The 13,195-nt window shown below is 53.1% G+C and carries 11 protein-coding genes; 9 read left to right on the top strand and 2 right to left on the bottom strand.

The genetic code is table 11. From position 1 onward, the window contains the following. Window positions 1-45: 45 nt before the first annotated feature. Window positions 46-1,461 carry a sigma-54 interaction domain-containing protein gene (locus K365_RS0119045; protein WP_024335866.1) on the bottom strand — a complete coding sequence of 472 codons (1,416 nt, stop codon included), beginning with the start codon at window positions 1,459-1,461 and terminating at the stop codon, window positions 46-48. A gap of 274 nt (window positions 1,462-1,735) precedes the next feature. On the opposite strand from K365_RS0119045, the gene K365_RS0119050 reads away from it, so the two are divergent. Further along, a complete protein-coding gene (locus K365_RS0119050; RefSeq protein WP_006965547.1) occupies window positions 1,736-2,050 on the top strand; it encodes a DUF4242 domain-containing protein in 315 nt (104 codons plus the stop codon). 127 nt (window positions 2,051-2,177) lie between these two features. Here K365_RS0119050 and K365_RS0119055 read toward each other — a convergent pair whose 3' ends face one another. Then, window positions 2,178-3,071, bottom strand: a complete 894-nt coding sequence (locus K365_RS0119055) for an SDR family oxidoreductase (protein ID WP_024335867.1) — start codon at window positions 3,069-3,071, stop codon at window positions 2,178-2,180. 125 nt (window positions 3,072-3,196) lie between these two features. On the opposite strand from K365_RS0119055, the gene K365_RS0119060 reads away from it, so the two are divergent. The 8 genes from K365_RS0119060 to K365_RS0119100 all read left to right on the top strand — a co-directional run bounded on the left by K365_RS0119060 (window position 3,197) and on the right by K365_RS0119100 (window position 13,184). Next, window positions 3,197-3,496, top strand: coding sequence for an AF1514 family protein (locus tag K365_RS0119060; protein WP_024335868.1), 300 nt, complete (start codon window positions 3,197-3,199; stop codon window positions 3,494-3,496). A gap of 155 nt (window positions 3,497-3,651) precedes the next feature. Further along, a complete protein-coding gene (locus tag K365_RS0119065; protein ID WP_029725554.1) occupies window positions 3,652-6,807 on the top strand; it encodes a transporter substrate-binding domain-containing protein in 3,156 nt (1,051 codons plus the stop codon). 447 nt (window positions 6,808-7,254) lie between these two features. Next, window positions 7,255-8,220, top strand: coding sequence for a TRAP transporter substrate-binding protein (locus K365_RS0119075; protein ID WP_024335870.1), 966 nt, complete (start codon window positions 7,255-7,257; stop codon window positions 8,218-8,220). A 13-nt stretch (window positions 8,221-8,233) separates the two neighbouring features. Further along, complete coding sequence (locus tag K365_RS0119080) at window positions 8,234-8,749, top strand: TRAP transporter small permease (RefSeq protein ID WP_006965542.1); 516 nt, start codon at window positions 8,234-8,236, stop codon at window positions 8,747-8,749. Beyond that, a complete protein-coding gene (locus tag K365_RS0119085; RefSeq protein WP_006965541.1) occupies window positions 8,746-10,029 on the top strand; it encodes a TRAP transporter large permease in 1,284 nt (427 codons plus the stop codon). The genes K365_RS0119080 and K365_RS0119085 overlap by 4 nt, the downstream gene beginning before the upstream one ends. Window positions 10,030-10,062: 33 nt before the next feature. Then, on the top strand, window positions 10,063-11,205 hold the full coding sequence (locus tag K365_RS0119090) for a uroporphyrinogen decarboxylase family protein (RefSeq protein WP_024335871.1): 1,143 nt from the start codon (window positions 10,063-10,065) through the stop codon (window positions 11,203-11,205). A 28-nt stretch (window positions 11,206-11,233) separates the two neighbouring features. Further along, entirely contained in the window at window positions 11,234-11,791 is a 558-nt protein-coding gene (locus K365_RS0119095) for a cupin domain-containing protein (RefSeq protein WP_006965538.1), read from the top strand. Between the two features lie 76 nt (window positions 11,792-11,867). After that, window positions 11,868-13,184 (top strand): glycerate kinase type-2 family protein, encoded by a 1,317-nt coding sequence (locus tag K365_RS0119100; protein ID WP_024335872.1) that lies wholly within the window; start codon window positions 11,868-11,870, stop codon window positions 13,182-13,184. Window positions 13,185-13,195: the final 11 nt, after the last annotated feature.

Raw genomic sequence — 13,195 nt, forward strand, 5'->3', positions numbered from 1 at the left:
CGCAATCCCGAAAATGGAAATCATGACCTGTTTCTCCTTATCCGCTTATTCCGGCTGCATGGGGATATCCCATTTTTTCATGTATTTCCAGATGGATGCCCGGCTCAATCCGGTCTGCCGGGCTGCTTCCGCCTTGTTCCACCCGGCCGCATGCAGGATGGCCACCAGGCGTTCCCGGGTCAATCGGTGTCCGGGTCTGGGCACGGACACCCCCGGAGGGGCTGACGGCGGCGGGGGTGTCCCATCTTTGGGGCCGGCATTCCCGTGTCTGATTTCCAGGGGCAGGTCTTCGATAACGATTTCCCGGCCCGTGCACAGCACAAACGCATGTTCGACGGCATTGGCCAGTTCACGGATGTTGCCCGGCCAGTGATAATCCATGACCGCCTGCATGGCCTGTTTTGTCATGCCGGTGACGGCTTTACCGGACGTCTTGTCGTTCAGATCGATAAAATGACGGATCAGCAGCGGAATGTCTTCTTTGCGTTCCCGCAGCGGCGGCAGAAAAATGGGAAATACCTTGAGCCGGTAATAAAGGTCTTCCCGGAAGGTTCCTGCATCCACCAGGGATTTCAGGTCTTTGTTGGTGGCGGTGATCACCCGGATATCCACTTTGCGTTTCCGGGAGTCGCCCACCCGTTCGATCTCTTTTTCCTGGAGCACCCGGAGCAGTTTCACCTGGATGTACGGGGAGATCTCCCCGATTTCATCCAGAAATATGGTGCCGCCATCCGCCTGCTCAAACCGGCCGATCCGGTCCTGGCCGGCCCCGGTAAATGCCCCTTTGACATGGCCGAACAGTTCGCTTTCCAGAAGGGATTCAGACAGGGCACTGCAGTTGACCGTGACCATGGGCTGGTCCCGCCTTTCCCCGATGGAGTGGATGGCGCCGGCCACCAGTTCTTTGCCTGTACCGCTTTCCCCCTGGATCAGAATGGAGGTGTCGCTGGCGGCCGAGGCTTTGATAAAGGAAAATACGTTCTGCATGACCCGGCTTTTGGCAATGATCCCTCCCAGCCGGTTGAGTTCGCCTAAGCGGCGGGTGGCTTCCTCCATCTTCAGCCGGGTTTTTTTCAGCTCGGTCAGATCCGTGACCGTTTCAACAATCCCGATGATTTCCCCCCGGGTGTCTTTAATGACCCGGGCGTTTTTGGTGATGGAAAGGGTATGTCCGAGCTTGTGGGTGATCAGGCATTCTGCGGGCACCACCCTGCCGGTTTTCAGAATCCCGCAGTCTGTGATGCCCGAGGGACGGTCCCGGCCAAAGCATTGGTTGAATTTCAGAATGCGGCAATGCTTTCCTTTGATCTCTTGGAATGCATACCCGGTGATGGCTTCCATGGCCGGGTTCCAGGCCACGATCCGGCCATGGGGGTCCAGCACGAAAACGCCGTCTCCGATGGCTTCCAGCAGCAGTTTGACCAGTTCGTTTTTCTGAATTTCCTGGTGGATATGTTTCATGGGCTGATCATCCGGTTTCTGATTAAGGGGGTCAAGTGGCGCCGCGGTGGCGCCACTTGACGGTTAACCCATTATAAGTAACGGTTGTTCAGATGTCAATTTTAAACAATTACCATGGGCAGATGTGACGATATAAAATAAATTACAATTTAATATCAAATAGTTATGATACATTTATCAGTATTTCCTTTTTTTGTGGCATGCTTGTTGTACTTAGTATTGTCAACGTCAATGAACGACACCCGACAAAAACCCAAAACACAGGAGAGCAGCCATGAGTAAATTAAACAAATACATGATGGTTCACAACAATCCCGGCATCAACTGCGAGGAAGTTCAGGCAAACTGGCGGAAACTGGCGGCCGTGGAAAGCGCCACCTGGGTCCGAACCTATTACAATGACGAAAAAGGGGTTCGCTACTGCCTCTGGCTGGCCCCTTCCGAAGAGGACCTGAAAGACATCTTCACGGAAATCGGCATCAGCTGGGAGTCCATTGTGCCGGTGGAAGAAACCGTCCCGGATCTCTGGGGCGAAAAATGGAATGAACACCTGGAAAAAGACGTTGCCGCCGATACACTGGGCAACTGAAAACCGCCACTTGGGGTGCCGGCAGGATGATCCGGCACCCCAGCGTGTTTCTGCCGGCGTTTCCACCCGCCTTTTTACCGGCTTTTTCACAGGCGTTCGGCAAAATCCCACGGATATGCCGCCGAATTCACCGCCCGGTCAAAGGCCGGCCCAGACTGTAAATCTCCCCACAGGTGTCAAACTCCCGGACCTGATCGATGGTGCAGATTTCGTGGAACCGGTCCCGGATCTCTTCCGCTGCAATGTCCCGCCGGGTATCCCCGATGCACACCCCTTTACCCGATACCATGGCGGACCGGGCAAACCAGCCCGCACTCATGGTGAACACCCTGCCGGACACCGGATTGTGCCGGGAACACAGATACACCACCAGAGGCACGTTGAAACCGGGCTTGATCCGGCAGGCCACATCCTCGGGAAACACCCCTTCTGTCATGCCCGTATCTGCGTTTGGGGCCACCGTGTTCACCAGGATGCCATACCGGGTCACCTCCAGCTTCAGGGTATTCATCAGCCCGATGATCCCCATTTTAGCGGCCCCGTAGTTGGACTGGCCGAAATTGCCGTACATGCCGGATGTGGAGGCAGTGAACACCACCCGGCCATACTGCTGCGGCTTCATCTGCTGCAACGCCGGCTGGGTCACGCAGAACGCGCCTTTCAGATGCACGCTGATCACCTCGTCCCACTCTGGTTCCGTCATCTTCATAAAGGTCCGGTCCCGAAGGATCCCGGCATTGTTCACCAGGATATCCAGCCCACCGAACCGGTCCACGGCTGTCTGAACCATCTGCCGCCCGCCCGAAAGCGTGACCACGGAATCATGACTGGCCACAGCCTCCCCCCCGGCGGCCCGGATCTCATCTTTCACAACATCGGCACAAAACTGCCCGTCCCGGGTCCGGCCGATATCATTGACCACCACGTTCGCCCCCCGCCGGGCCAGCTCCAGGGCATAGGCCCGGCCGATGCCGGCACCCGCACCGGTCACCAGGGCGGTCTGTCCTTGAAAATCGATCATCCTTTTACTCCTGTTTAAAAATATTTCATGGCAATTTTTTCATGTTGTATTACATTTTTATTAAACGGGCAATCACGGTACCCATGCCGCCGTCCCGGAAACCCTATCCTCACAGGAGGCCTGACATGGCTCAGATTCATATCAATCCGGAAAACCAGACCCCGGAAACCATCCATATGACTATCACTGAAGATACCTTCAATTTCTCATCCGCCAAGCAGATGGCCAAAGACATGGCTTTTGAAAAATGCGATGCCCCCATGATCCTGTCATGGAAAAACAGCAAAACCGGCGAATCCTATCCGGACTATGAATGCGGGGTATCGGATCGCCCCTTCTGGATCCGTTACGCCGAAGGCCGAGGCGCCAACCTGACCATTGATTTCAATGACGGGGAGTATGTGTTCATGATTTTAAAAATGTAATAGCAACCGGTATCCTCCAACATGTCAGTCCTTTTTTGAAGACATCTGACAAGTCAATTGACATTACCTATCACCAGCAGTACCCTGTCTGATAGATTGAGCTGGCAACTTCATATTGCTTGTCAATTTAGGGAAGCATAGCCGGGAAAAACGTCATGACAGAAAAACACCACCTAAAAACAGTATATTGTATCTTGTGGATTGCAGCCGCTCTTATTGGGGTTGGTTTCATTTCCCCATATTCTAATCCTGTTTTTGCCGGCGAAGCCGATACCGCCGCCAGGCAAACGATCCGGTCAGGAGCGGAAGTCGACTATCCCCCTTTCAGTTTTGTTGACGAACATGGAAAAGCAAATGGTTTCTCCGTTGAATTGATGCGTGCGGCACTGGCCGTCATGGGCCGGGATGTCACCTTTCGCACAGGACCGTGGACAGACGTCCGCACCTGGCTGGAACACGCTGAAATCGATGCACTTCCCCTGGTCGGCCGCACGCCTGAGCGGGAAGCATTGTTTGATTTCACAGTGCCGTACATGTCTTTGCACGGGGCTATCGTGGTACGTGACAATGAGACCGGCATCAGGGATCTTTCTGATTTGCGCGGACGCAGGGTCGCTGTGATGAAAGGAGATAACGCCGAAGAATTCTTAAAACGAAAGGATCGGGGGCTTGAAATTCATACCACCCCCACGTTTGAAATCGCCCTGCAGGAACTGTCCGAAGGCCGGTATGACGCCGTGGTGGCCCAGCGACTGGTGGCGCTGCGCCTGATACAGAAAACCGGGCTCACGGACCTGCACGTCATAGAGCGGCCGATCAAGGGGTTCAAGCAGGACTTTTGTTTTGCCGTTCCTGAAGGGGATCGTGACACCCTTGCGCTGCTCAATGAGGGGCTGGCCATCGTCATGGCGGACGGCACGTATCGTCACCTTCATTCCAAGTGGTTTGCCGCCATGCAGCTGCCTTCGGATCGACCCATCGTTGTGGGAGGGGACCGGAACTTTCCGCCCTATGAATTCCTGGATGAAAACGGTCAGCCCGCGGGATACAACGTGGATCTGACACGGGCCATTGCCAATGAAATGGGCCTGAATATCGATATCCGGCTCGGCCGGTGGACAGAACGGCTCGAGGCCCTGGAAAACGGCAGAATCGATGTGATGCAGGGCATGTTTTATTCGCCGGACCGGGATCTGACATTCGACTTTTCCCAGCCCCACGCCGTCAGTCACTATGTGGCGGTCGTGAGAAACGGCGAGGGTCCGGCACCGGAATCAGTCAGGGATCTTTCCGGAAAAAGCATCGTTGTCGAGCAAGGCGATATTCTGCATGATTTTGTCATCGAAAACGACCTGGACAACCAGGTGGTTGCCGTGTCTGATCAGGAAACAGCGCTGCGCGAATTAAGGGAGGGCAGACACGACTGTGCACTCGTGTCTTTGATTACGGCCCATTACCTGACAAACAAACACGGCTGGTCAGATGTGGTCATTGGCAAAAAAACAATTGTTGCAGCCGAGTACTGCTATGCCTCGGCCAAGGACCAAAAAGCATTGCTGGCCCAGTTCAGCGAGGGGTTGAAGGCGTTGGACAACACGGGTGAATACCGGCGAATCCATGACAAGTGGCTCCGCGTTTACCGGGACACGCCCACCTCATTGGCCGATGCGCTCCGGTACTCGGCAATCGTCATCATTCCGCTTCTGGTTATCATCCTGCTCGCTGTCACATGGTCGTGGCTGTTGCGCCGCCAGGTCGCTGAAAAAACCAAAGCCCTGCAGGAAAGCCTCGCCCGGTTCAAGTATATTTTCGAAGCCTCGAATGTCGGCAAATCGATCACTTTGCCCACGGGGGAAATCAATGCCAACAAAGCCTATGCCGATTTTCTGGGATATTCTCAGGATGAGCTGAAAGGCAAAAAATGGCAGGATCTCACCCCGGCTGAAGATATTGAAAAGACTGACAAGATAATCCGCCCGCTGCTGGCCGGAGAGAAGCGGGCGGATCGTTTCGAAAAACGCTATGTCCACAAAAACGGCACCCTCCTCTGGGCCGATGTCAGTGTCGCTATCTGGCGTGACGACAAAGGAAACCCGCTTTATTTCATCACAACGGTCGTTGATATCACTGAACGGAAAAACATCGAGGCTGAACATGAGAAGCTCCAGTCCCAGCTGCTCCAGGCACAGAAGATGGAATCCGTGGGCCGGCTGGCCGGGGGCGTGGCCCATGATTACAACAATATGCTGAGTGTCATCATCGGGTATGCACAATTAGGAATTGATAAAATAGATCCTGAAGATGAACTGCGCGCTGATCTGCAGGAGATCCTGACAGCGGCGGAACGTTCCACGGATATCACACGGCAGCTTCTGGCATTCGCCCGAAAGCAGACCATCGATCCGAAAGTGCTCGATCTCAATGAAACCGTGGAGAGCATGCTCAAGATGATCCGCCGTCTCATCGGCGAAGATATTGACCTTTCCTGGAAACCGAAACCCGGGGTGTGGCCGGTAAAAATGGATCCTTCACAGCTGAACCAGATCCTTGTCAATCTGTGTGTCAACGCGCGGGATGCCATTTCTGATGTAGGGAAAATCACCATTGAAACCGATAACGTCCGGTTTGATGACGCGTATTGTGCTGACCATGCCGGATTTATTCCGGGTGAATATGTCCTTTTGGCTGTCAGCGATGACGGGCGCGGCATGGACAGGAAAACGCTGGACAATATTTTCGAACCCTTTTACACGACCAAACCCATCGGCAAAGGCACGGGGCTCGGGCTGTCGGTGATCTACGGCATTGTCAAGCAAAACAAAGGGTTTATCAATGTTTACAGCGAACCTGAAAAAGGGACCACCTTCCGGCTTTATTTCTCACGTCATGATGATGTCGTCCGACGGATTGAAGCGGATTCAGCCGAAGAAACTCCGGCCGGATCGGGTGAAACCGTGCTGATTGTTGAAGATGAAACCTCCATTTTGACGCTGACTAAAAGAATCCTCGAACAGTTGGATTACAACATCCTAACCGCGGAAACCCCTGGTGAGGCCGTCGCTTTGACAAACGAACATGACGGTGAAATTCATCTGCTGATCACCGACGTGGTCATGCCGGAGATGAACGGCCGGGACCTGGCTGAAAAACTCCAGGCGGAATACCCGAAACTGAAAGTGCTCTTCATGTCCGGATATACGGCCAATGTCATCGCCCATCACGGCGTTCTGGATGCAGATGTTCATTTCATTCAAAAGCCTTTTTCCAACAAAGATCTCGCAGTGAAGGTGAAAAAGGCGTTGAAGAGGTGAATCGTTTTTCCCCGGGGAAACCGTCCCGTTGAACGGACTGCCCTGTATTATTTTCAACCGATTTTAGATGATGGTCTGATCCAATGATACTCAAAAAATCAGCAACCGCCATATTTGAAGCAGGTGTCCGGGCAGTGGCACTGATGCCTGGATAAAAAAACAGGTGCGCATTTCCAGCGCCAATGTCACGGACATGCAGATTCTGCTGATGAGTTGGTTCCGGATTTGAAAAGAACCGAACCCTTTCTTCCAATTCGTTGTTCATCTCATTTAAACAGTTAAATTCACGACATATGGTTACTAATTTTTAATTATATTTTAATTTCAATTAGATATAAAAAAATTAAACTTTTAACCGACATTTTCATAAAAATATATTGACAAATAAAATTATTCCAGATAAACGCTTTTTAGTATTTATTAACACTCTGTGAAGGGAGACTAAGTATGAAAAAAGTATTAGCAATCGTTTTAATCTGTGTTGTGGGGGTGTTTGCAAATAATGCCTTTGCCAAGGATGTCGTACTGAAACTGGCCCATATCACGGCCCCCGGTGGCATGCTTGACATGAAAGCCCAAAAATTCGCAGAACTGGTAAAGGAAAAAAGCAGTGGCAAAATCACCGTAGATATCTATCCGGCCCAGCAGCTGGGCAACATCAAGGAGCTGCTCCAGGGAATGAGCATGGGTACCATTGATATCGTTCAGGAAGCGGAATCGTTCATGGATACCTTTGACAAGGATTACGCAATTTTTGGTACGCCTTTCATGTTTTCCAGAGAGGAACTCAAATCCAGCGAATATATCAAAGAAGTCAGAGAAAGGGTGCGCAAAAAAACCGGTATCCGCACATTGCCTGGCTTTGCATTCCGGCCGGCCTTTCATTTGTGGACCCAGAAAAGACAAATCATGATCCCTGAAGAACTGAACGGCGTCAAGCTGCGAGTTTGGCAGGCAAAAGCTCTGGTGGATACCTGGAATGGTCTGGGCGCTACCGCAGTTCCCCTGGCCTGGGGGGATGTGTATCTGTCTTTGTCCCAGAAAGTCGTGGACGGCATGGTTCACAATATCGTCCAGGTAAGGGATGAAAAATTCTACGAACAGCTGGATTTCTGCACCAAACTGGATTTCATGCAGCTCTATGACGTCACCTGGATTTCCGATATCAAATGGCAGACGCTGTCGCCCGAAGACCAGGCAGTATTGAGCCAGGCAAGCGAAGAATGCGCTGAATGGTTTGTGGATTATGGACAGAGTCTGGAAGCAGAAGCCCAGCAGCAGATGGAAACGGCCGGGGTCACTTTTGCGGTTGCCGACCGGGACAAATGGACACAGAAAGCCGGCATGGTTCACAAAGAACTTGAAAAAAGCGGTCTGTGGTCTGAAGGCCTGCTCGAAAAACTAAACAAATAACCCGGGAGGTATCATGGGTTTACAGGGGTTGAACCGGAAACTGGCAGGGCTGCTGGATTGGGCCATCGGGTTGATCATGGGCGCCGTTGTTGCCATTCTGTTTGTGGGAGTGATCATGCGGTATGTCTTCAATGCCCCGCTGTTCTGGTCTGAAGAGGTGGCGGTGATGGGACTGATCTGGATGACCTTTCTGGGCGGGGCTATCCTGATGCGTCAGGACAAAAACGTGTGCATCACCCTGTTCAGCGATATCTGCCCTGCCCCCGTGGGCCGGTTCATGAAAATCCTGTCCGGCGTACTGGTTATCCTCATGCTGTGTATCATGATCTACCAGAGCTGGCAGCTTACCGGCCGGCTGGCCCATGCCACCACCCCGGCACTGCGGATAAAGGAATCCTGGTTCGGTTGGGCCATGATCTGCGGGTTTGTTATCATGCTGTATTACCAAATACTGCACCTGATTGCCCTGTTGAAAAACAAGACCGCCTTTCCTGAAACAGCGGACCAGGACCGGGGCTGTGTCTTATGAATGCCATCATTTTGATCTCGGTTTTAATGATTCTGATGGCCCTGCGGGTGCCGGTGGTGTTTTCTCTGCTTTTATCCTGCCTTTTCTATGTGACATTCCTCAAAGAGATCCCCATGATCATACTGGCCCATCGGATGCTGGGCAGTCTGCAGATTTTTCCACTGCTGTCACTGCCCCTGTATATCCTGGCGGCGGATATCATGAACTCCGGCCGGATCACTGAAGAGATGTTTAATCTGTCTCGTTCGCTGGTGGGCCATATCCGAGGGTCTATGGGCCATGTCAATGTGGTGGCGTCCATGATTTTTGCAGGCATGAGTGGTTCCATCACCGCGGATACCGCCGGTCTGGGCAAGATTGAAATCCCCATGATGACCAAGGCAGGGTATGACAAATCCTTTGCCGTGGCCGTGACCGGTGCCAGCTCTATTATCGGTCCCATCATGCCCCCTAGCATCCAGATGATCCTGTATGCAATGATCGCCGAGCAATCAGTGGGCCGGTTGTTTGTGGGCGGGGCCATCCCCGGAATGGTCATGGGACTCGCCATCATGGTCACCATCTATTTTTATGCAGTCCGCCGCAAATATCCTTACGATGCAAACCGGGCTCCCTGGGCGGAAATCTGGAAAAGTTTCAGGCGGTCCGTCTGGGCCTTAATGACCCCGGTGATCATTCTGGGAGGAATTGTCACCGGCATCTTCACTCCTACGGAAGCCGCAGTTGTGGCGGTGGTGTATGCCTTTGTCATCTCTTTTTTCGTCTACCGCACCCTGCAATTGAAAGACATGTTGAAAATGATGGTGGGTTCGGCTGTGACCTCCGCTCTGATACTGGTCATCATGGGAGCGGCCTCGGTGTTCGGGTGGATTGTCACCATGGAAAATATCCCGGCCCTTATCCGGGATTTTATTATGGCCACCACGGACCAGCAATGGGTGGTGCTGATCATCCTGAACCTGGTGTTTCTGGTTGCCGGATGTTTTTTTGATATCTGCGCCATCATTCTGGTGTTCACCCCCATGATACTGCCTGTGCTGACCGCTTTTCAGATCGATCTGGTGCATTGGGGCGTGGTGGAAGTACTCAATGTGTGCATCGGGTTTCTGACCCCGCCGTTCGGGGTGGGCCTGTATGTGCTCAGTGATTTATCCGGCCTGAGTGTGAGCCAGGTTATGAAAGCAGTGACCCCGTTTCTGATTCCACTGTTGATCTCGCTGACATTGATCACATTTTTTCCGCAGCTGGTCCTGTGGCTGCCGGAAATTGTATTTGGATAGGCACAGGGCATCCTATTTTTCCAAGGAGTAAAAATGAACAGTAAAGAACGATTCACCGCCGCCATAAACCATGAAGAACCGGACCGTGTCCCGCTGGACCTGGGGGGGTGGGTGACCACCATCAGTGTCAAAACCTACGACCGGCTGCTCAAAAAACTGGGCATCCAGCGGACAGCCGTCGCATTTGACTGGCTGCGGCAGAATGTGAAACCGGATGAAGACGTGCTGGAGCGGCTCGGAGTGGACACCCGGTATGTTCACCTTGGCGATTCCGAATTCTGGCGGTTTGAACCACAAAGGACGGAAAAAGGCCTGTATGTCACGGATGAATGGGGATGCGGGTTTCTCATGCCCGAGGATTCGCTTTATTACAATCTGGTTGACAGCCCCCTGAGAAATGCCACAGTGGATGATCTGGCATCTCATACCTGGCCGGACCCGGATGATCCCGGATATCTTAACGGGGTAGAAGAACAGGCCAGACAACTCGCTGAAGCAGGAGAATACGGTGTGGTGGGATGTTTTGCCTGGGAGACCTGGTTTGAACGAGCCTGGAAACTGCGGGCCATGGACCGATTTTACATGGATATGGTGGCAAACAAAGAATTTGTTCACGCGCTGCTGGACAAGACCCTGTCTTTACACATGCGATTGTTGGATAATGTACTCAGGGTGTGCGGCCAATACCTGGATGTGATCATTCAGGGCGGTGATCTGGCCGGCCAGAAAACCACGCTGATGTCACCGGCCACATACCGGGAATTTATCAAGCCCCGCCAGGAAAAAATCATCCGGTTCATCAAGCAGAGAACCGATGCAAAAGTTTTCTGGCATTCCTGCGGCGCAGTGTCCAGTCTTCTGGATGACTTCATCGATGTGGGGGTTGATATCCTCAATCCGGTCCAGGTCCGGGCCCATGGCATGGATGCGGCATCCCTTAAAAAACGGTATGGCAAACGGCTCGTGTTCTGGGGTGGGATTGATTCCCAGCAGGTGCTGCCGTCCGGCACGGTCAAAGATGTGGAAAACGAAGTGGCCCATCTGATTAAAAATGCTGGATCAGGCGGCGGACTGGTGATATGCTCGGTGCACAACATCCAGGCGGATGTTCCGGAAGACAATGTCCTGGCTTTGTATGACACTGCCAGAAAACTGGGCCGATACCCGCTGATATGACCACTGGAACACTCAGGCGGCAAACCCTATGGAGACAGTTCAGGTGATAGAGGGAAAACGAATCAAGCAATACAGGGAGAAAAAAGGCTGGTCTCTGAGAAAACTGGCGGGCAAGGCAGGAATTTCTCCCAGCATGCTCAGCCAGATTGAATCCGCCAAAGTGGATCCATCCCTGTCAACATTGAGAAAAATCGCCATTTGTTTAGAGGTACCTTTGTTTTTCCTGGTTCTTGATTATTCTGCCCCGGCCCATAAAAAAGTAAAAGTGAACGAGTCCCGGCTGGCGGTTTTTCCCAATGACGGCCTGATTTATCAGATCATTCATTCTGACCAGGAAAAAAAAATGGGCATCCATATCGGTGTTTTGGAAAAAGGGGGCGCCACCAGCGCTGACCTGCTGCCCCATGACGGTGAAGAATGCCTGATTGTCCTGGAAGGCAGCATGCAGGTGGTGTACGAAAATGAAACCATCGATCTGGCAGCCGGAGAAAGCCTTTATTTTGACAGTTCTGTGCCCCACAAACTGCAAAACATCCAGGATGAACCGTGCCGGTTCTATCTGATTATTTCACCCCCTAAATTCTGATCTCCAACGCTTGAAATTATTCAATTACCGGAAATTTCCGATGACGAAGCCAAAACGATAATATGTTGAAAATCCAATGAGAAAAATTTCAAAAGCCATATTTGACGCCGGAATTCGAGCGGTGATGCCCGAAGTCTGTGTGGCAAGGCATTTAAATCTTTCCGACGGCCGGCTGTGGATCGGGGGAATTGACCTGGACCTGGATCAGATCCGGCATATTTATGTGGCCGGGGCCGGCAAGGCATCGGGAGCCATGGCCCGTGAGGTGGAACAAATTCTGGGATCGCGTATCCACGACGGGATAGTGGTCACCAAATACGGACACGGCCTGCCCCTGAAACACTGCCGGAGAATGGAGGCCGGGCATCCGGTGCCGGATTCAGCCGGTGTGGCCGGCGCATCAGCCCTGCTGGACATGGTATCGGAAGCAGGAAAGGACGACCTGATTGTCTGCCTGATATCAGGCGGGGCATCAGCCTTGACCCCGGCACCGGCGGACGGCATCTCTTTAGCGGACAAGCAGGATACCACCCGGCAGCTTTTGGGGTGCGGGGCCACGATCCACGAAATCAACACCATCCGCAAGCATCTGTCAACAATCAAGGGCGGGCAGTTGTGCGCGGCTGCCAACGGGGCCCGGGTGGTGTCGCTGATCCTGTCCGATGTGATCGGCGATGACCTGGATATCATCGGTTCCGGCATGACCGCCCCGGACACCGGACACTTCAGGGAGTGCCGGGCCATTCTTGAGCGCCACGGGATCTGGGATTCCGTGCCTGAACCGGTCCGGAGCCATATCCGGTCCGGCATAGACGGCCTAATTCCTGACACGCCCAAACCCGGTGATCCTATCTTTTCCCGGGTTACGAACCAGGTGGTGGGCAGCCTGTCCGATGCCCTGAGTGCTGCGGCCATAGAAGCGGAAAATCAGGGGTTCACGCCGGTGGTGCTGTCATCCATGATCCAGGGGGAGGCAAAAGAAGCCGCCAAAGTGCTGTGCGCCGTTGCCCGGGAAGTCCGGCGGTTCGGCCGGCCGGTAAAACCCCCGGCCTGTCTGCTGTGTGGCGGTGAAACCACTGTCACCATCAAAGGGAATGGCTCAGGCGGCCGGAACATGGAACTGGCCCTGGCCGGTGCCCTGGCCCTGGCCGGGGAAGAAAAAATTCTGCTGTTGTCCGCGGGCACAGACGGCACGGACGGCCCCACAGATGCGGCCGGGGCCTTTGCCGATGAAAACACGGTGTCCCGAGCAAAGGCCCTGGGGCTGTCCGCAGAAAAGCATCTGAATGAAAACAACGCCTACCCCTTTTTCAAGGCACTGGATGATCTGCTGATCACCGGCCCTACCCGCACCAATGTCATGGATATGCAGATCCTGCTAGTTTCCGGATAAACCGCTCAATT

This window comes from Desulfotignum balticum DSM 7044, assembly GCF_000421285.1.
Classification (GTDB): Bacteria; Desulfobacterota; Desulfobacteria; order Desulfobacterales; family Desulfobacteraceae; genus Desulfotignum; species Desulfotignum balticum.